Annotated in this window: 12 protein-coding genes and 2 pseudogenes; 11 read left to right on the top strand and 3 right to left on the bottom strand. The window is 37.3% G+C overall.

Going from position 1 to position 21,193, the window contains the following annotated elements; translation table 11 throughout:
• Positions 1 to 13: 13 nt before the first annotated feature.
• The gene (locus tag AAC854_RS05025) at positions 14 to 1,984 is read right to left on the bottom strand and encodes a type VI secretion system Vgr family protein (RefSeq protein ID WP_340616144.1); all 1,971 of its coding nucleotides are present in this window, start codon (positions 1,982 to 1,984) and stop codon (positions 14 to 16) included.
• Between the two features lie 800 nt (positions 1,985 to 2,784).
• Here AAC854_RS05025 and AAC854_RS05030 point away from each other — a divergent pair.
• The 8 genes from AAC854_RS05030 to AAC854_RS05065 all read left to right on the top strand — a co-directional run bounded on the left by AAC854_RS05030 (position 2,785) and on the right by AAC854_RS05065 (position 18,654).
• On the top strand, positions 2,785 to 6,378 hold the full coding sequence (locus AAC854_RS05030) for an inverse autotransporter beta domain-containing protein (RefSeq protein ID WP_340616145.1): 3,594 nt from the start codon (positions 2,785 to 2,787) through the stop codon (positions 6,376 to 6,378).
• A gap of 266 nt (positions 6,379 to 6,644) precedes the next feature.
• A complete protein-coding gene (locus AAC854_RS05035; protein WP_340616147.1) occupies positions 6,645 to 9,281 on the top strand; it encodes a COG1361 family protein in 2,637 nt (878 codons plus the stop codon).
• Between the two features lie 100 nt (positions 9,282 to 9,381).
• A complete protein-coding gene (locus AAC854_RS05040) occupies positions 9,382 to 10,950 on the top strand; it encodes a hypothetical protein (protein WP_340616149.1) in 1,569 nt (522 codons plus the stop codon).
• 523 nt (positions 10,951 to 11,473) lie between these two features.
• A complete protein-coding gene (locus AAC854_RS05045) occupies positions 11,474 to 12,976 on the top strand; it encodes a hypothetical protein (protein ID WP_340616150.1) in 1,503 nt (500 codons plus the stop codon).
• Positions 12,977 to 13,039: 63 nt separating this feature from the next.
• Positions 13,040 to 14,410: a hypothetical protein gene (locus tag AAC854_RS05050; RefSeq protein WP_340616151.1), complete on the top strand. Its 1,371-nt coding sequence runs from the start codon at positions 13,040 to 13,042 to the stop codon at positions 14,408 to 14,410.
• A 6-nt stretch (positions 14,411 to 14,416) separates the two neighbouring features.
• A complete protein-coding gene (locus AAC854_RS05055) occupies positions 14,417 to 16,003 on the top strand; it encodes a hypothetical protein (RefSeq protein ID WP_340616152.1) in 1,587 nt (528 codons plus the stop codon).
• Positions 16,004 to 16,309: 306 nt separating this feature from the next.
• Positions 16,310 to 17,344, top strand: coding sequence for an IS110 family RNA-guided transposase (locus AAC854_RS05060; RefSeq protein ID WP_340616153.1), 1,035 nt, complete (start codon positions 16,310 to 16,312; stop codon positions 17,342 to 17,344).
• 144 nt (positions 17,345 to 17,488) lie between these two features.
• Positions 17,489 to 18,654, top strand: a protein-coding gene (locus AAC854_RS05065) for an IS3 family transposase (RefSeq protein ID WP_422824051.1) whose coding sequence is annotated in 2 segments (ribosomal slippage) — positions 17,489 to 17,750 and positions 17,750 to 18,654 — 1,167 coding nt in all. Because the reading frame shifts where the segments join, the coding sequence is not laid out codon by codon here.
• Positions 18,655 to 18,895: 241 nt separating this feature from the next.
• Here the strand turns inward: AAC854_RS05065 and AAC854_RS05070 are convergent.
• On the bottom strand, positions 18,896 to 19,072 hold the full coding sequence (locus AAC854_RS05070) for a hypothetical protein (protein ID WP_340616155.1): 177 nt from the start codon (positions 19,070 to 19,072) through the stop codon (positions 18,896 to 18,898).
• On the bottom strand, positions 19,072 to 19,281 hold the full coding sequence (locus AAC854_RS05075; RefSeq protein ID WP_340616156.1) for a transposase: 210 nt from the start codon (positions 19,279 to 19,281) through the stop codon (positions 19,072 to 19,074). The genes AAC854_RS05070 and AAC854_RS05075 overlap by 1 nt, the downstream gene beginning before the upstream one ends.
• 393 nt (positions 19,282 to 19,674) lie before the next feature.
• Between AAC854_RS05075 and AAC854_RS05080 the strand changes: the two genes are divergently transcribed.
• The 3 genes and pseudogenes from AAC854_RS05080 to AAC854_RS24210 form a co-directional block, all read left to right on the top strand.
• On the top strand, positions 19,675 to 19,899 hold the full coding sequence (locus AAC854_RS05080; protein ID WP_340616157.1) for a hypothetical protein: 225 nt from the start codon (positions 19,675 to 19,677) through the stop codon (positions 19,897 to 19,899).
• Positions 19,853 to 20,998: pseudogene (locus tag AAC854_RS05085) on the top strand (reverse transcriptase domain-containing protein); the annotation flags it as partial. The gene AAC854_RS05080 and the pseudogene AAC854_RS05085, both read left to right, overlap by 47 nt.
• A 97-nt stretch (positions 20,999 to 21,095) precedes the next feature.
• Positions 21,096 to 21,193, top strand: a pseudogene (locus AAC854_RS24210) (IS982 family transposase); the annotation flags it as partial.

Here is a 21,193-nt window from a genome sequence, read left to right on the forward strand (position 1 = left end):
AATGTTCAGCAGATTAACCCAATTTGATCAGTGCAGCGCTTATAGTACATATGGATATCCCTTTAATATCGCATGATGTACCTTTAATATCGCAGGTGGAACTGGATTGTATTTTCATGCTACTCCCCTTGATTTCGACAGACCCTGTTACGGAGTCTTTTTTACTGCCGGTAACCTTGAGTTCGTAGTTTCCGCTCACCTTTTGTGTAAAATTGCCGCCGACCTTTGATTGATAATTTTCACTAATTTTTTCTGATTTATCGCCAGTGATATCTGCTTTATACCCATCAGAAACAGTATATTTAATCCCGCCACCCGTGACTTCGATTTCTTTGCCTTTGGCAACCGTGGTCTTTTGTTTATCCTTGAAGTTGGCAGTTTCTGCTTTTTCCACCGTTGTTTCGCGCGTCCCATCAATTTTTACGGTTTGGTTCTTCTCTATAGTGACTTTCATATCCTTCTCAGCGTGTATTTCGAAGGATTCTTTACCTTGGGCATCATCAATAAATAAATAGCTGGCATTATCTTTTCCTCCCTCAAGACTGCGCGACATTATGCCTATTTTTGTAGCTTCTTTAGGTAACGTCCAGGGAGGCATATTATTTTTGTTAAAACTACGTCCCACTATAAGAGGTTCGTCCGGATTGCCGTGAATAAAACTGACGATGACTTCTTCTCCAACCCGGGGAATTTGTATCATGCCAAATTTAGCGCCTGCCCAATTATTAGAAACGCGCACCCAGCAGGAACTTTTATCGTCTTTTGTATCGCTCCGATCCCAGTGAAACTTCAATTTGACGCGACCATGTTCATCTGTCCAAATAGTTTTGCCACTGGCACCCACAACAGTAGCCCGTTCTGTATTTGCTACTGGCCATGGCGTGGTGCGGGGAGCGCGCCAATTTACTTTGGATGGAATGGCTGTAAAATCAGTAATTATAATATGTTCGATCTTATTTGAATCCGGATCAAAGTGACTCACTCCCATAATGTATGGGTCTTCGTGGAATTCATAATTTGCACTGACAATAAGATATTCACCGTTATCTTTATCCCGTAATGCTTTTGATAACGTGAAGGTATAACCCGGAGCAATACCGGGCTCTTGACTTTTTGCCTTTATATATTGGCTATGTGCGGTACTGGATTGTTGCAGAACACGAACATAGAACTGTCCTTGTGAACTTTCGCCATAATTTCCCGGCCATTCAAACAGTTCTGTTTTTGGTACAGTGGAGTCCGGATTTTGCTGTGTTTCTTTTAGCTGTGCATTTGGTTTCAGAAAATTATAATCACTCATCGTATAAAGTTTGGGCGTAATTGAATAACTTACCGTCCAATCATATAAATAATGTTTGTCTTTTGTCCGGGGAGGATAATGGTTAGGATAATATTCGATGGAGGAATATTCAGGCAGAGCAGAGTGAGATTGAGGTGAATCAGCTAATATAAGCGTATGCTCATTCTTACTGTGTTGAAAATAATAATAAATTCCTTCGCGCTCCATTATCCGGCTCAGAAAATCGAAATCAGTTTCTTTGTATTGAGTGCAATATTCTAATGATTGATATTTTGCATTGAGGCTATTCTTGAATTTTATTTTATGTTTATCAAGAATATCTTTAATAATCTCAGGAGCCGTTTTCTTTTGCCAGATTTTGAAATCTTTGTTCAGGGTTAACGTAAACAGAGCGGGTTGAATGATGAGTTTATACAAATAAAAATTGTTATCATAATAATCACAAATAATAGCTTCACGAACCAGCCCGCTCAAATAGCGTGGTTTTGCTGAAGTGTTTGCCGGATTCTTTATCTCAACAGAGAACGGCTTGTTTCGTAATGCTTTGATATCAATGTCTTTATTATCACTAAAGAGTTCCACTTCAAAACTATAAATAGTCGACAGTTTCTCTTCTCCTTTTAATGACTTAAAAAGAAAAGTGCCATCACCTAGCGAAGAGTGAGCAATAATGAATCTTCCCATCGAACGCTCCTTTTAGAACCAAAGCTACCGCATGAACCTTTATATAGAGGGCCTGAATATAAATAGAGATACATAATATTCGTTGGTTACTTATACTAAGAAAACTATTTCTATTATAATTGATTCATCGACTAATATTTCACACGATAAACTGTATTGCAACAAAATTATAACCATTGTTTCTTTTTTGTGACGGAATGTTAAATTTTGAATAATGCGATACGTCGGATGATGTTGTATTTGGAGGAAAAATACGTGGTGTATGAAGTCCAATTGTACGGAAACGCACATCAAGTGCGTTTTTTGAACAATTCACTGAGTTACTGTCTTATCTCCTCATGATCTTCATGATTATCCTGCCTGTTCTTCTGGTGGTTTCAACAATCTACTTGAGTTCTGGGTGAGTATGCACATCACCAGTTATTGAGCAAGCTAACGGTTTGGGTTGAATTTTCCTCACAAACACACCAGGGCAACCGCATGAATGCTCAAATATCACCCCGATTAGCAAGTCCCGCTTGTAATACTTGTTCCAGAAATTGCGTTTTCATCCAGACTCGCATGCGTTTCTTTCTTGTACTTAATTTGCCCTTCGGTATAGTTATCAAGGCACATGGTCTGGTTTTTTTACTCTCAAACATTCGTGATCTTTCCCTGATATGCCCTGCTGATGATGTGATAACTATTTTGAATGATGCTAATTTGAATTTTCTTGACTAGAGTTAATAGCGGGAAGTTGTAGGATTATTTAAGAGATAGTGAAAATATCATCTGATATAAAATTTTTGAGGTACTTATCTATGTCATCATATGCTAGAAAGATTATTGGCTTTTTTATTTTTTTCTATGCATTATTTATGCCTTCTACAGTTATTAACGCTTTAGCGGAAGCTAATGTAAAGGCTGATGATAAGTTGTATGCTCATTTACAAAAAACGAATGATACCTCAGTGCTTAGCGCCCCACATAATATTGTTAGTAATGCCCAAACAATCAGCCATATCTTATCTTCTTCCCCTTCAGAACTCGCGGAACAAGCAACATCCTATGCTTTGGGTAAAATTAATAACACCTTATCCTCAGAAACTCAAAAATGGTTATCTCAGTTTGGTACTGCCAGAATTAACTTTGGGTTAGATAGAAAATGGACGCTGAAAAATAACTCACTCGATATACTATTACCGCTTTATGATAACAAAGCAGATTGGCTGTTCTTTTCCCAATTAGGTTATCGTAACCAAGATAGTCGAAATACCATGAATCTGGGTTTAGGTGGCCGCTATTTTTATCAGAACTGGATGTATGGCTTAAATACTTTTTATGATCATGACTTTACTGGAAAAAACCAACGTTTGGGACTAGGGGGAGAAATTTGGGGTGACTATATTAAATTTTCCGCTAATACCTATTATCGTTTAAGTGACTGGCAAAAATCACGAAACTTTCAGGATTATTATGAACGCCCTGCTAACGGTTATGACATTAATGGGGAGTTTTTCTTGCCTGCTTACCCTAACTTGGGAATGAAACTGACATATGAACAATATTTTGGTGATAAAGTCACTTTATTTAATCGTGATACTAAACAGAAAAATCCCAGCTTGGCTAAGTTAGGCCTGACATATACTCCAATCCCACTAGTTACCATGGGCGTGGACTATAAGCAGGGGGAAAGTGGTCATACTGAAACGCAGTTTTTGGCAAACTTAATTTATAGATTTGGGGTTCCCTTTACTACTCAATTTTCACCGGCTAATGTGGCTTCAATGCGGACATTGGCAGGTAGCCGTTATGATTTGGTGGAAAGAAATAATCATATTGTTTTGGATCACTTAAAAAGAGAACAAGAGATACTGATCGCGTTAGAGCCTATTGTTGGATATGGTCATCAAGAGATACCCGTTAATCTACCCATCCCCTCTAATATTGATATTAAAAAAATTAGCTGGACTGTTCCAGATAACGCATTTTTACCTAATAAAGGTAAACTTTCTTCTGATTCAGACCAAAGCATTGTTATTACCCTCCCCAGTTATCAAGAAACACATAAAAATGATTACCTGCTTGATATATTGTTAGAATATAAAACAGACGGTCAGGAAAAGGTAAAACCTATTCAAGTTCCCATGAAGGTTTTACCTTTTATGATAGAAGGAAAAGTGAATATCACTCCACCTGAATCACCGGTAGCAACCGGCAAAAAAGAAAATGGGTATACGTTTAACGCGCCCATTATTACTTATGAAGGTGCACCATCTGGAAAATTTGTTAAGAACGCCAGAATCGATAAAGTTACCTGGACAACTGAGCCGGCTTTAGGCACTGACTCTGGTTTAACGTTTTTATGGAATAATAAGCCTGCTCAAACGAATGAAAAAGGGGAGTTAATTCCTAACATTTTAACCAGTACAAAACCACATGAAAATATCATTGTTTACATACAATTGGATGGTGCTCCAAAGCAAAAAATAGGTTCAATAACATTTGGCAAAAATGGGCATAAACCCAAAATAAATTTTGATATTTCCAGTGTTGAAGTAACCGATTTTAATAAAGATAACCCTCTTCCGGCCGATGGGACATCGGAATATCACTACAAAGCATTAATTGTAGAAAAAGACAAAAAAGAAAAAAGCATTACCCGCCAGACGTTAAAAAATGTGAAATGGACACACGATCATGGCGATATTGATAAAACAAAATTCCCTCCACCCGAACCCTATTCCCCCACTGGTGGAGATAAATTTAAACCTGATGAAAATGGGTACATATACGCAAAATTGAAGAGTTCTGTTGTTGTGAGAAATGTGAAGGTAACATTGACAATACCTAAGTCAAACAGTGACGATACAACGGATTTTGTCAGTAAAGATGCAAATAAAAACGTGGATTTCAGCCCTATTTCTCAACCTAAAATAAATTTTGATATTTCCAGTGTTGAAGTAACCGATTTTAATAAAGATAACCCTCTTCCGGCCGATGGGACATCGGAATATCACTACAAAGCATTAATTGTAGAAAAAGACAAAAAAGAAAAAAGCATTACCCGCCAGACGTTAAAAAATGTGAAATGGACACACGATCATGGCGATATTGATAAAACAAAATTCCCTCCACCCGAACCCTATTCCCCCACTGGTGGAGATAAATTTAAACCTGATGAAAATGGGTACATATACGCAAAATTGAAGAGTTCTGTTGTTGTGAGAAATGTGAAGGTAACATTGACAATACCTAAGTCAAACAGTGACGATACAACGGATTTTGTCAGTAAAGATGCAAATAAAAATGTGGATTTCAGCCCTATTTCTCAGCCTAAAATAAATTTTGATATTTCCAGTGTTGAAGTAACCGATTTCGATAAGGACAACCCACTACTGGGTAATGGGCAAAAGGCATATCACTACAAAGCATTAATTGTGGAAAAAGACAAAAAAGAAAAAAGCATTACCCACCAGACGTTAAAAAATGTGCAATGGACACACGATCATGGCGGTATCGATAAAACGAAATTCCCTCCACCCGAACCCTATTCCCCCACAGGCGGAGATAAATTTAAACCTGATGAGAAGGGGTACATATACGCAAAATTGAAGAGTTTTGTTGGTGTGAAAAATGTTAAGGTAACTTTGACAATACCTGACTCAAATAGTGACGATACAAAGGGTTTTGTCAGTAAAGATGAAAATAAAAACGTGGATTTTAGACCCATTATTCAAGATGCGGTATTGTACTTTTATAACACCGTTACCAATGAATATAAATACTTTGATAATATCGGAGGTAAACTTCACCCGAATCACATTGCGGAAATTTTTCGAGGAGAATTAAGAAAATCCACAGATTCTGGTCCCTTTGATAAAAATAAAAATGAAATCGTTTATGGTATAAAAGATGCTAATTCACCGGTCTTTGAAGATGGAATGTTATCATTTGGTCCTGGAAATAGTGGCCCCATACAATTTAGGGTGCCAGGCTCTGCCACCATAACCGTCACAATAACAAACAAACAAACGGGAGAAATTCAATTATATGAATACAAAATGTCTGCTACAAAGTTGCTACCCTTGCCTAATCAGGTATATCAAAATGTAGCTGACACTGTTCATTGTGTTACTGATCCAAATATGCCAGGTGCAAAAGCCCAACTTTTTTCAGATAAACAGGTTACTGATCCCACTAATATTTATAGTTTATATAATGAATTTGGTAATTTATATAAATGGGGCATATTCGGTAATACATCAGGAATGGATAAAAATAAAGCCACTATTGTAGTAAAAGACACCCGTTCTGCTAGTCAAGGTAATAACAGAATTTATGATTTTAACAACAATACTTTTGATCAGAAGTTAGAAGGGATGATTTTATGCTACATTGAGAACATAATATAAAATGAAAAAAGACTTATAAAATATAATAAAACCTTGCTAATGAAAAAAAGTTATCAACTGATAACTTTTTTTCATTGGTTTTTTTATAATTATTTATTTAGTTTAAAATACAATCTCAATCATTAAAAATCGTACCGTTTAGTTTATATTTTGTTCGTCTTAAGTTTATTCAAAACCATTAACTCATAAAAACAGTTTCAACTGAAAATGGATATTATATCCGTTATTATAGATAACTATAATTAATTAAAAAATAAGGTGATAAAATGACAACCCCAACAAATAAAATAACACTTTCAAATATCGATCAAAATAATTTAGTCATAGGTAAAAAGGTTGATTTTACTGTAACATTAACGTCAGATCAGCCTATTACAACGGGGAAAAAAGTAACAATAAAAAACAATCACAGTAAAAATATACAATTCGATACAGATTCTGTTAATCTTGTTTACTCAAATCAAGACCGTACAGCGACTGCAAAGTTTACGTTTAAAATCCTCCCCGGTGCACAAGTTAATTCTGACATTACATTTGACGTAGATACCGATGCCGATGTTGGTGGCGTTAAATTTACATCGCCACCACCAGTTACGGCGGGCAAAGTTAAAGCCAAACCAGTTCCAAACAATACAATGGATATTTCAAAAATCGATCCAAATGATTTAGTCATAGGTCAAAAGGTTAATTTTACTGTAACATTAACGTCAGATCAGCCTATTACAAAAGGAAAAAAAGTAACAATAGAAAATAATCACAGTAAAAATATACAATTCGATGCAGATTCTGTTAATCTTGTTTACGCCAATCAAGACCAGACAGCAACTGCAAAATTTACGTTTCAAATTCTTCCCGGTGCACAAGTTAATTCTGACATTACATTTGACGTAGATACCGATGCCGATGTTGGTGGCGTTAAATTTACATCGCCACCACCAGTTACGGCGGGCAAAGTTAAAGTCAAACCAGTTCCAAACAATACAATGGATATTTCAAAAATCGATCCAGATGATTTAGTCATAGGTCAAAAGGTTAATTTTACTGTAACATTAACGTCAGATCAGCCTATTACAAAAGGAAAAAAAGTAACAATAGAAAATAATCACAGTAAAAATATACAATTCGATGCAGATTCTGTTAATCTTGTTTACGCCAATCAAGACCAGACAGCAACTGCAAAGTTTACGTTTCAAATTCTTCCCGGTGCACAAGTTAATTCTGACATTACATTTGACGTAGATACCGATGCCGATGTTGGTGGCGTTAAATTTACATCGCCACCACCAGTTACGGCGGGCAAAGTTAAAGCCAAACCAGTTCCAAACAAAACAATGACTATTTCAATTAACACAGCAGCTGATTTAGTTATAGGTCAGCATGTTAGTTTTCTTGTCACGTTAAGTTCGGATACGCCTATTTACCCATCATCTTCGATAACTATTAAAAAAAGCAGTATCAGTAACAATATACAATTCGATCCGACTCCTAATTCTTCTCCGGTGTTCGCCTCTGATTACAAAACAGCCACTATGAAGTTAGGGTTTACAGTACTTTCGAGTGCACAAGATGATTCATACATTACATTTGACGTAGAGACTGATGCTACAACGACCGATAAGGCGACTTTCCAAACTATACAATTTAAAGGAAAAGCTAATGAAATTGATACAAACTCATTGGCACTTTTTGTTGAAAACCCTGTTTTGAAAACAATAATAGAGGGTGATCAACCACCATCAGAAACAGGTAATTTCACACCAATATATACAACATTGAGAAGCAAATCAGGAAAAACTCTGGCTTATACGCCCGTATTAATCACATCAATGATTTTACATAAAATGAAAGATTTTGATTTCAAGAAAGCTGATAACCAAACTGATATTATTCCTGAAAAAATAGGACCAAATGAAAGTATTATGTTGGCTTCAGATCGTAACGGATTAGTTAAGTTTTATCTCCATCCTAAACTGGCAGAAATTGTCACACTTACACTCAAGACTATTATCCTTGATGGTGTGGCTGATGCCCCTGCTAAACAAGAAATTTATGCTGTCAATTATACAAATCCAGGCTACATGAATTCTATAGGTCAACCAATTATCGCTGGATTTTCTATAGGGAATTTATATTCCACGGGAATGAAAGATTTTGCAACAATAGTAAATAGTTACGACCATGCAGCCGTTGGTGATACCATATTATTTTTTGTTAATGGTAACTATACAGGTCATTCTGTAACTATTATTAAATTAGCTGACCAGTTAAATACCCCTATGCTCCTTCCCTATTCTATATTTAAAGAAAATGAACCTTCTGAATTTTCTTATGCTGTAATTCAAATCGGTGGGCACGCATTATATTCTGAAGTATTAAAATTAAATTATATAGGTGGTGTTCCTTATGAACCTATTACAGGTGTTAAAAGAGAATTTGAACCTTGTATAGTTCATGCCAGCATTGGTGTTGGGCCAGATGACATATTACAACCTGGTTGGGGTAATTATATTAATTATGACGCCATAATGAAATATCCTGGATATAAATACAATGGATTATTTATTGAGATTATACGTTCTAATAATATTAGTTCGAATGCAGAGACGAATCCCGTCCCATTAGATATAACAGATATTACTCTGACAATGTATATAAATTCAGACAATAAAAGTTTTCAAAAAACTTACACTAAACAAATACCTCTAGCTCAAATCGGTGGTGCTGGCAATGGTAATCCAAACTCTATTTTTTTCCATATTAATTATGATGATATCTCTGGTATAGAAGGTCATGGTTATATATATTTTGACTATCATTTCTATCAAGATCAATTATTGAAATATAGTGTAGAATGGACTTCAAATATTGAAACAACCGCAGGCCCTGGTGAAACAGGCGATTAATTAATAAAAATAAATATGAGCGCTGATTGTAGCCGCGCTCTTATACTTCATTCACCAGTCATTAACTATAAACAATATTGATAAAATATGAGGTAGTAAAATGAAAAATAATAAAATGGACATTTCAATTCAACCTAACGCGGATTTAGTCATTGGTCAGTATGTTCATTTTGTTGTTACATTAAGTTCGGATAAACCGATTATCTCACTAAAAAATATAATTATAAAAAATTCCAGTAATAATATACATTTTCATAAAGAAACTATTCCACTTACTTATGAAAAGGATTTCCTCGCAGCTTCTGCGCAGTTGGAGTTTACCGTGCTTAAGGAGGTCGGTGGTAACCCCATAAAAGAGGGTTCTCCTATTAAATTTGAGGTACATACAGATGCGGCTGATTTTAGTTTTGTGCTTTTCAGTGGTATTGCTAATGAAATTGATATCAATTCACTGACACTTTTTATTGAAAAACCTTATTTGAAAACACCACCTACAGGTGATGAAAAACCATTGGGGAAAGATAACTTTACCGCAATATATACAACGTTGAAAAGTACATCAGGGAAAGTACTGGCGGGTACACCTGTATTTATTACATCAGTGCAAAAAAATAAAATGAAAGAATTTAGCCTTAAGGATTCTGATAATCAAACAGAGCTTATTCCTGAGAAGATTGGACCTAATGAAGGAATAACGATAACTTCAGATAAGTATGGAGTAATGAAGTTTTATCTTTATCCTAAATTATCACAGATGAACACACTTCTGTTAAATACAGTTATTCTGAATGTAGCTAACATTATAGCTAGAAAAAGCATTTATGTGGTTAATTATAAAGCACCGGGTTATCTTAATTCTATAGGTATGCCAAGTATTGAAGGGAATACCCCCGAAGGATTAACAGCACATACTACAGATCCCTATTTCCTGGTATCTGTAAGTAGCTATGATGGAGTAGAAAATGGTGATGTTATTTTATTTTTTGTCAATAGTGAATTTACTGGACAGGTCGTAACTATCGAGGATAAAGAGAAGCAGTTAGATCAATACAGTATCAGGCTTCCTTATGCTATTTTTAAACAAGGTGAAAAATCCGAATTTTCTTATACCGCAGTCAAATTAAATGGCAAATCCCTTTATTCTGAACCAATACCGGTCACTTATTTAGGTGGTATTCCTTACGAAGCTAATCCGAATGTTGATAGGAGTTATGAACATTGCCTAGTTCATACCAGTATTGGTGTTGACTCTGATAATATTATCCCAACTCATAATGGTGTTGCTTATGCCAGCATTATGCAATATCCCGATCGTAAACAGAATGGATTATTTGTTGAAATTGCTCGTTCTAATGCTCATGATCCTAAATTAACAGTAAATCCGGTTCCATTAAGTGTAACAGATTTTACTTTAAATATGTATATAGATTCACCGAATAGAAATGTAATTTTCACTTATCACACACCAATTACATTAGATGACATTGGTGGTGATGGTAATAAAAATTCTATTTTCTTCCATGTTCCTTATATGGATTTAGCTGGTATAGAATATGGAGGGCTTAGTTTTGATTATCAATTTTACTTAGATGAAAAATTACAATATAGCGTAGTTTGGAATGGATATATTGATACCTATGCAGCTCCAGGTGGTGTGAAAGACCTCTGATATTTCAAGCTATATAATAATACACTTATTTTAATTCTTATTATTTATAAAGTATATATCCAGCATCTATATGTGAATTTTAATTTATTTTAAGTGTGATTTTTAAATTGAAAAATAAGCTATAAATAAGATGCTGGGCACCAGATTAAAAACCTTGTATTTTTACTGTGTAAATGACTATAAAAGAAAATGAAATGGCATATTTACCTTATGTTATTAACATTAATTGACATTTAATCTAAATTAAAATGTTAGGTGATGAAATGATAAATAATAAAATTGAAATTTCGATTAATAAGAAAGAAAATTTAGTGATAGGCCAAAGCGTGAATTTTACGGTAGCATTAAGTTCAGAACAACCATATACAAATTCAGGACTATCATATTTCATGGCGTCTATAAGTAATTATGATCAAGTCTCACTAGGTAACACAGGTAATTAATTAACAAAAATAAATATGAGCGCTGATTATAGCCGTGATCTTAAACCTAATTTTCATAAGATAAAAAAGGAAATAAAAATATGGCTGGTACAATTGAGCTTTCCCTACCTGATAATGGCGATTTAATTATAGGACAAAAATTTTTATTTACAGTAATGCTATCATCTGGTGAAAATATTGATGACCTTTCTACTATTTCATTTTTTAATAACAAAAACATTACTGTACCACTTGATCCTATCCCCTTAATACTCGATCACAGTAAAAAAAAGGCGACAGCAACAGTCACTCTTACTGTACTTAACTCTATATCAGAAAATGAAAAAATTTATTTTAGTGTAAAAACATCGTTAACCGGTTTTCCACCTAAAACGTTACAATCCACAGCAAGAACCATTGATTCGGATTCAGTGAGATTACATATTGATAATCCATGTTTAGTTATTCCAATATCATTTACCGATGCTCAAATTGACTCTCTATCAACTAAAATTCATACAATTCTAAGAGATAAAAATGGAAAAACATTATCAGGAGTACCTGTATTTATAAAAGCTAATATCATTAATGAGTTAAAAGAAATAAATATTTATCATAATGATAAAACCACAAAAATAGATGTTCATGAATTTGATAACCATCAGGGTATTTTCGTAAATTCAGATGAAAAAGGAAAGTTGGAATTTTATATTTCTCCGAAAAAAGCAGCATCACCAATTATTCAATTATCTTCTACCATACCAAATTCAACCGACTTTAAATTTGCTAATGATCCTATATTTATATTTGTTGATAGTGTTAAAGATTATCGGCAACCCTTAAATATAGTAACCGCTATTAACGATAATTTAAAGTCAGAAGGAGAAAGTAAATTCTGGGTAGATATGTCACCGTGTAATGATTATAAGCTAGGTGATTTTTTGTTATTTTTTGTTAACGATGAATATAAGCACTACATCAGAATCTTTAGTAATAAGGAACGTGAACCCTGTTTAAAAGCGTTACCTTATTTTATTTTAAAAAAAGATGATCCATCAAAACTATCTTATTTTTTAATTAAACCAAGTGACAATATAATCGCTAAATCCAGTCCTACTGATGTTATTTATAGAGGAAGGCCAAATAAACCATGGACAGATGTTGATAGAATATATGAATCCTGTAAGGTTTACACTAGCTTTAATGACGTTATAGAGCAGGATAGTGGTATAAACAATCAAAAAATATCTAACCATGCAAAAAACCCAGATGATGCTGGCTTGTTCGTTACAATAACAGGAACCAATGATAATAGTGATAATACTAAAGTAAAACTTGGATCAAAAGTTACTTTAAATTTATATATTAATTCTAGTAACAACACAGTCACACAATCTTTTAATTGCATAATGCCATATCATCCAGATAATGAAGGTGGGGAAACGGCGGTATTGAAATTTAATATACCTTATAATTTATTAAATGGTAATTTGGCATTTCCTTTCCATGACGGAGAGATCTATTTTGATTATCAGGTTGGTGATGATAATGATAGGGATGTAACGTATGGTGGTATTTGGTCTGGTCATATCGTTACAGGTTAGAATAAGTCATCAGGCATATATATAATTGAAGTTACATTAAAAGTATGTTTAAAATGGTGATGTATGAATATAAAAAATAACATCGTTTTATCTAAACCTGAATTCCCTCAAGGTAATTCGCATAACGTCATTAATATCCTTGAAGTTAAAGCGATGGGAATTAAATATTTAGTCATGAAAGTGAAGAAATATGATGGGGTAGAGCTATTGGATAGTATAGATGGTGAACTCTATCTAAAAAATAATTCAACGGCTAAAATAAAAAGCATTACCTACTGTGTAATGCCAGATGTTCTCGATAACGACTATGATTATTATACTGTAATTTTTAATGTAAGTGATTTTCATACATATGGGTTATACGAAGCAGTATATACAGTGACAAGTTCAAATGATAATAAATATACTTCACCAATTTCAAATGTTAATCTTATAGAGGGCGATTCTATGAATGCTTCAGGTAATGAAATAACGTTTACTGATATTAAAAATCGTAAATTATATTTAAGCAGTATTTCCCGTGAAAGAGGAATACGGGTTCGTGTAAATTTTAAAGATTTTACGGCTGGGAATACCATCACTATTACATTAAAAATTTTAGATGAAGGGAATAGCCCAATAAATACTTTGAAATCTGACAAAATTTTGATCAAAGAACAGGCAGATCAAGGCTATGCTGATTATACAATAAGTACAGATGGGGTGAATTTTGTAGAGGCTAAATCTATTATGGCTAGCTTTTATAATACTGATAAAAATATAACATCCTCTTTAGCTCAAATTTCTATTTATAACGATTTAGATAATGTTAATGTCAAAGTGCAATTGACTCAAAATATTGGTACTAGTAGTGGTTCTCTTCATGTAAAACCGTTTTTAACAGCCGTAGTGTATACAGGATCAAATAGCAAGCAAATTGTTGCCCAAGTATCCAATGCTTCATTTAGTGATGGTTCTAAAAGAATCCCTTTGGATAAAACAAATGACAATGGAGTGGGGTATCTGAATATATATAGTGAAGATATTACTAAAAATAGTGTTCTAACTCTTAACTATCTAGATCCTGTTAATGCTTATAAAGTTTGTTTAAATTTTTCGGTTTGGTTATTATCCTCAAGTGAAGAAATTAAATATACTTATAGTTCTTATGGTGTTGCAGATGGAACGTGCCAATGTTTCCTTTTTATTGAGCCGCTAAAAACTGGAATTGAGACTATTAATGTGAAGTTTGATACGCCAGATATCATAATTGATGATGTTGTTAAGAATTCTATACCAATAAATAATCCTATTACTAATAAAGTCTTAAGTTATAAATTAACCTCAAATAAAGCTTTTAGGACTAATTTTTCTATTAATGCCAGTGGTAGTGGTATTTCTATGGAACAAATTAATAACACTATCGTTTTTGTCGATCCGCTAACATTTGAGTAAAATAATATGGCAATTTCAATAAACTTCACTCCATCATATGAAGTATTTCAAGATAGACCGGCGGTTAATATTAATATATTAGCTTATGAATATTCGGAGACATTGCCTGGATTAGACTTAATTTTTGAATGTTCATTAGGCAGTTTTGTTGTTAATGGTCAGGATACAGGCCAAAAAAAATTGCTTGGTAGCATAAATGGCGTAGGGGAAGCTTCTGTCTTGATCGCAGGCCCGGATGTAGGTGGTAATGGTCAATTGACCGTCTTTTTTCAGGAGAGTGGTAACCAGATTGCTATACAACCTTACCATTTCAAAGCTACGGCGTCTTATTCGCTTAATTTTAATGTCATTAATGACTATGCAATGGCTGATGGAGAACAGCATAACAAAGTCAGGGCAACTCTTACGGGAACAGGTTCAGGAGTAAATCTCGCCAATCGTAAGCTGAATTTAAAAGTTACAGGTTTCGCTTCTTTTGAGAAAGGCCAGCTAACTCAGACCACTTCTGTTGATACAGACCCATCGGGAAATGTGAATTTAAAACTCTATAACACCCATAAAGAGGGTGAAAATGTAACACTCACTGGTTTTTTAGATGTCAGTGAAACCGCTCACGACATCGCACATATCCATTTTCAATCTAATCTGGATTGTGACGCAAATCCCCCTTCTGATGGAAAATATATTAGGACCATCTTTAGTTATTCCCTTAAGAATCAACAGCATCTTTTGCGTCAGCGCAAATGTGATCATCTAGTGACTGTACATAAGCTCATTACAGGCGGACAGCAAGGGGATCAAACTTCTACCGGACAGAAATGGGTAAACTTTTATGATTTAATGTTTCCTTTTGTTCTTGGAGAAGAACAATATATTTTTGGGTTAGCCAAAAATTTTATTAATGCGTCACAAAACACCTATAAATCTTATTGGATAATTGCAAAACTGGATACAGAAGGACACAAAGAAATCATAGATAATGGATATTGGAATAGTGATTATGATATAGGTTTTGCATATAAAGCAGGTAAACGTCAATTTATCTATCTTCATAGTAAAGAGGCAAATAATAAAGGTGGGTATCCTTATATTATACAAGAAATCCTTTCGAGCGGAAAAATGGTAAGGACACCAACGGAGCAAAGTGACTGGGATAATTTCTACGGAGCCACATTTTTCTTTTCAATGGAAGATAAAGAATATATATATATCCATACAAGCGTAAATCAAAATGTTTTTACTTATGAGTTGAGTAAAGATGGAAAGGTAGGTAAACAGAATGCTTCTAATACCTGGGCATATTATTACTACCCAGAGTTTACATATGTTATTGAAGATAAAAACTATTATGCAGGGCAAAGATTTTACGATAATTATTGGTTTGTTTCTTATATATTTAGCAAAGGAGTTCCTGAACAGTTAAATGAACATCAAGACCCATGGGATACGAGTTATCAATATCTGGTTCCATTCCCCATTGATGAAAAGCAATATTTTTTAAGGCAGGATCAGAGTAAGGATCATTGGTATATTGCAGAGCTTTTTGCTGATACAAATATAGGGGCTAATACTGATTCCAGTGATAACCATTAACTCCCATTAATATGTTTATCCATGGATTTCAAGGTACGTAGTGATAGAACTTGGGCATCATAGTTACTGACAAAAAAATTATTTATTCAAAATAAGTCTTGCAAAAAAAGAGGAATGTAATGAACGCATCCCAACCACTGAACCTTTGGCACCGTGCTGGAATTGAGAGATGAGGCGTGGTTCCTCGCAGATTTCCGGCCTTATAGTGCCTAAAAGCGGGTGTAGTGATGTGATGGACGTCCCCTTTTTCAGCAGCAAATAGTGCCATCTTTTTTTCCGATGCACTGAATTTCGGGAGAACATCTCATGAATACGATTAAAGTCATTGGCATTGACCTCGCCAAAAACGTTTTTCAAGTCTGTGTCTGGATGGAGGACGGTTCTGTCGCCTCGAACCGAAAAATTTCACGGCAAAAATTGCTTGATACTGTGCGCACTTTTTCGCCAGGAACCCTCATTGCTATGGAGGCCTGTGCAACTTCTCACTATTGGGGCAGAACCCTTCAGGCGATGGGATTTATCATCAGGCTTGTGCCGACCCAGCATGTCAAAGCGTTCAGCCATCATCAAAAAAATGATGCCAATGATGCACTGGCTATCTGCGAAACGGCCTGCCGACCCGGTATCCATTTTGTTCCGGTCAAGACGGTGGAACAGCAAGATATCAAGGCACTGCGCAGTGCCCGACAACTCATGATGGAACAACGCACCGCACTCGCCAACCAGATTAGGGCTTTCCTCGCTGAGGAGGGGGTGATCGTTCCTGCAGGTATTCAGAAACTGCAACAGTACCTGCCTGAGATTCTAGAAGAGGAGAGCCATGAGCTGTCCTCTGCACTACGACGTTTGCTTCATACTTTGGGGGAAGACCTACGGAATCTGAACATTCGCATTCATGAAATGGATAATGAAATAGCGGCACTTTCCCGTCAGCAAAGCGGTTATCACTATCTGCTCACAATCCCCGGAGTCGGTCCCCTTATTGCGGCAGCCTTCGTGAGTGAAGTCAGTGCGCCCCAATTTGCCAATGGCCGGCAACTTTCTGCCTGGTGTGGCCTGGTTCCCCGACAACACAGTTCAGGTGGAAAAAACCGGCTGTCTTCCCTGAACAAAAATGGAAACCGTCATCTCCGAACGTTAATTATCCACGGTGCCCGTGCAGTGATGCGCTGTGTCCAAAATCGTGATGACTGTCTAGAAGAATGGTTGAGAAAACTGATTGCCCGATGCGGGTTTATGAAAGCCACGATCGCTTTAGCCAACAAACTGACCCGGATTATCTGGCGTGTCCTGCGGGATGAGGTGGATTTTAATATGGAAAAAGCTTTTACTATTAATTAATTGAGCAACAAAAATAGACGCATTATCGAGTTTGCAAACACTGATGAGAAAACGGCTACCGTCCCTGTGTAGTGGCATGATAATTCCGGACACGTCAAAAGCCTGCTAATGTTATTAACATGACAATGAGGTGTGACGATGAAATTGAAACCCACCCAACATCAATATTCCGCTGAATTTAAGCTGGAAGCGGTTCAACAGCTTGTTCTCCATCAGCAGCGGGTTGTTAAGGTCGCCCGTTCACTGGGGATTGATGCCAGCACCCTGGGAAAATGGGTTCGCCAATACAGAGCTGAAATGCAGGGAATTACGCCTGTAGGCAAGGCACTGACGCCTGAACAACGCCAGATACAGGCATTAGAAAAACAGGTGAAACGCCTGGAAATGGAAAAAGAAATCCTAAAGCAGGCAGCCGTGCTGATGAGCGAGATGCGTCGTGGTGCTATGCGTTGATCACACGGCTGAGCACCCGATGGGCGGTCACGGAATTATGTCAGATGCTTCAAGTGTCACGCAGTGCCTATTATGACTGGCGACAACGGCCTGTCGACACGGAACGTATGCAGTTGCGCATCCGGGTTCGTGAACGGTATAACCAAAGTCGGGGGGCGATAGGCAGCCGGACATTGAGTCATTTGCTGACCCATGAAGGGAAACCGGTTGGACGTTGGCTGGCCCGGCGTCTGATGCAGGAATGTGGATTACAAAGTCGCCAACCGGGGGCTCATCGCTATCGCCCAGCCGGGAAAGAGGCCCCGGCTTCCCCCAATCTGTTAAAGCAACAGCTTTCACCCGACGCACCGAATATTCGGTGGTGCGGTGACATTACGTATATTCGAATTCGTGACGGCTGGTGTTATCTGGCGACCGTGATAGATTTATTCTCCCGCCGTGTTGTCGGCATGGCGATATCGGCTTCACCGGATGCCGAGTTGGTGTGCAGAGCCTTGAGTAATGCACTCGAAACCCGTCATATTGAGGGACGTCTGATATTTCATTCGGATCAAGGAAGCCAATACAGCAGCAATAAGTTCCGTCGTTTATTATGGAGAAACAAAATCATCCAGAGTATGAGCCGACGGGGAAATTGCTGGGATAATTCCCCAATGGAAAGAGTCTTTCGCAGCCTGAAGAGTGAATGGGTTCCCCCGGAAGGGTATCGGGATATCCATGATGCTATACGGGATATCACGCCATATTTGGGCCGCTATTACAACCACGATCGTCCGCATAGTTTTAATGGTGGACTTTCACCGGTTGAATATGAAAAGCAGTGGGAAGAGGCTAAAAATGTGTCCAGTATTTCTTGACCATATATGGACGTCCCGTGTTGTGCAAGTACAGATTTGATACGGTTTGCTACCCTATATCCGGCGTCATTAATGGATTTATGTAATCCGCGCCATGATGTTATCCGCACCTGCTTCCTTATCACTACAACGGTATTTTTAATACCAAGGTCAACTTCAGGCTATTACAGGGTCGGTGTACCGTTTTCTCATCAGTGCTTGCAAACTCACAAAATTTCTGTTAACTGAATATCGCTTACTATCAATTCAAAGCAAATGCTTTATTCATGTTGAACTTCGCTGGCTCTGCGAGTAGTCGCCAGATGATCCGTGTTAATTTATTAGCCAATGCAACGGTTGCTTTAATTTTCCCGCTTCGCGAGATGATTTTTTTCAACCATACTCCCAAACGATCTTCCCGTCTTTGTATACAGCGCATTACTGCCCGTGCACCATGATAATTAAGGTTCGGAGATCACTGTTACCGCTTTTATTCATTGATGATAATCGATTTTTTCCTCCGGAACTGTGTTGTCGTGGAACCAACCCACACCATGCTGATAATTGTCGTCCACACGTAAATTGTTCTGGAGTAACTTCACTCAAAAAAGCAGCGGCGATAAGCGGTCCGACACCGGGTATTGTCATTAGCAAATCATATAGCAGAATCATACTAATATGTCATAATATCCAAATCCAAAATGACAAGGCATAAAGTGAAATGGGTTAATGAAATGGACAGTGCGCTGGGCAAAGCTGTACTGATCTTGCGGGTGAAAGTCCCGTCGTAGAAAGGGATTAGCCAGACCACTACGTAGCGAGTCTTGCATTTCCGGCGGTAACAAAGGAGATGAAGCGTAGACAGCGAAACATTCGAGCCGAAACCAAAAGGTGAACGTGATAGCGCCGAAATACATTTGATCGTGTGTGCCGATAGTTTTGTCCAGCTAGCAGGCAGCAGCGTCTGAATGGTCATACTGGCAATTATCCATTCAGCCGCACACACCGGAGCCGCAGGCGTTGGCGAGTTTGTAGAGAACAGTGCGGAACCCAGGAGATCCTGATATTTCTCAATGGAATGAGTATTTCGGGCATAAGTGCCAAACACAAGGCCTGAGAAATGAATATCAGGAAGTCGGAGTCAGCCATAGTAGCAATGAAGCGGGTAATGACCGTGGAGCGAAGGGCGGGCAGACAGATCGAACGCAAGAGGGCAACAATGACCGTACACAGCAACGACGGGCTATCATGGTTAACAAAACTTGAGCGTATAGGCGAGAAGTCAGCAGGTAACAAACAACGGGTGTTCAATAATTTGGGGCACCTGTTGAGCAGTGACATGCTGAAAGGGCAGTTCCTGCGGCTTGACGGGAATAAAGCCGTAGGTATTGATTGCATGACAAAAGCCGCTTATGGTGAACATCTTGATGAGAATATTCAAAATCTCATCGTGCGGATACGCAGAGGAACTTACCACCCTAAAGCTGCCCGGATCACCGAAATTCCGAAAGAGGATGGCAGTAAACGGCCTTTAGCGATTTCGTGCTTAGAGGATAAACTTGTCCAGCTTGTGGTCAGTGATATCCTCAGCCGGATTTATGAACCGTTGTTTATGCCCAGTTCTTATGGTTTTCGTCCGGGGTTAAATTGCCATGCTGCATTAAAGGCGCTACAGCAGCAAACCTACAGTAACTGGAATGGTGCCGTAGTGGAAATTGACATTCGAAAGTATTTCAACATGATACCTCATGATGAGTTAATGAATATACTTCGGAAGAAAATATCAGATCGCCGTTTCCTCAGATTGATCGAGGTATTAATCACGGCGCCCGTCATAGTGGGTAAAGAGACATCCAGCAATGTGCGTGGATGTCCGCAAGGTTCAATCCTGTCGCCGGTACTGGCCAATATCTACCTGCATCATGTCATAGATGAATGGTTTAATGAAATCAGCCACTCTCATATTCACGGGCGGGCAGAGATGGTGAGGTATGCCGATGATATGGTATTCACTTTTCAGTATCCCAGCGAAGCCAAACGTTTCTATAAGGTGTTACCCAAAAGATTGAATAAATTTGGTCTTGAGTTGCACCGTGACAAATCGCAGTTAATTCCGGCGGGTCGCATCGCAGCAATGAGAGCCAGCCAGTCTGGAAAACACTTGCCGACGTTTCACTTTCTGGGGTTTACCTGTTATTGGGGGAAAACGCGAAAAGGCTTCTGGCGGCTGAAGTTAACCAGCCGAAAAGACCGTTTTGCAGCCAAATTGAAGGGACTCAGGGACTTCCTTTGGAAGAATCTGAATACGACCGACAAAAGGCTTATCCTGAATACCGTCATCAGAGTGATCAGAGGTTGGATAAATTAACGCGATGCTCGACTTTCGTGGTGAGTTGAAATGACATAGCCGCTCCTTTATAACTTTAAGTCGCCAAACTGAGAGAAATAAAGGAACAAAGGCTATGTCACAGCAAGATTTTATCATTTGGGTGTTTTGTTGGGTAGATGACAATTTAACGCAGTTACAACAAGGTATGCGATTCAGAAGTCGGGGATATCC

The organism is Xenorhabdus entomophaga (genome assembly GCF_037996725.1).
In the GTDB taxonomy this organism is placed as follows: Bacteria; Pseudomonadota; Gammaproteobacteria; order Enterobacterales; family Enterobacteriaceae; genus Xenorhabdus; species Xenorhabdus khoisanae.

Excerpts from the sequence above, each read along its gene's own strand:
- AAC854_RS05025 (WP_340616144.1), bottom strand. The coding sequence starts at position 1,984 with ATGGGAAGATTCATTATTGCTCACTCTTCGCTAGGTGATGGCACTTTT.
- AAC854_RS05030 (WP_340616145.1), top strand. The coding sequence starts at position 2,785 with ATGTCATCATATGCTAGAAAGATTATTGGCTTTTTTATTTTTTTCTAT.
- AAC854_RS05035 (WP_340616147.1), top strand. The coding sequence starts at position 6,645 with ATGACAACCCCAACAAATAAAATAACACTTTCAAATATCGATCAAAAT.
- AAC854_RS05040 (WP_340616149.1), top strand. The coding sequence starts at position 9,382 with ATGAAAAATAATAAAATGGACATTTCAATTCAACCTAACGCGGATTTA.
- AAC854_RS05045 (WP_340616150.1), top strand. The coding sequence starts at position 11,474 with ATGGCTGGTACAATTGAGCTTTCCCTACCTGATAATGGCGATTTAATT.
- AAC854_RS05050 (WP_340616151.1), top strand. The coding sequence starts at position 13,040 with ATGAATATAAAAAATAACATCGTTTTATCTAAACCTGAATTCCCTCAA.
- AAC854_RS05055 (WP_340616152.1), top strand. The coding sequence starts at position 14,417 with ATGGCAATTTCAATAAACTTCACTCCATCATATGAAGTATTTCAAGAT.
- AAC854_RS05060 (WP_340616153.1), top strand. The coding sequence starts at position 16,310 with ATGAATACGATTAAAGTCATTGGCATTGACCTCGCCAAAAACGTTTTT.
- AAC854_RS05070 (WP_340616155.1), bottom strand. The coding sequence starts at position 19,072 with ATGCGCTGTATACAAAGACGGGAAGATCGTTTGGGAGTATGGTTGAAA.
- AAC854_RS05075 (WP_340616156.1), bottom strand. The coding sequence starts at position 19,281 with ATGACAATACCCGGTGTCGGACCGCTTATCGCCGCTGCTTTTTTGAGT.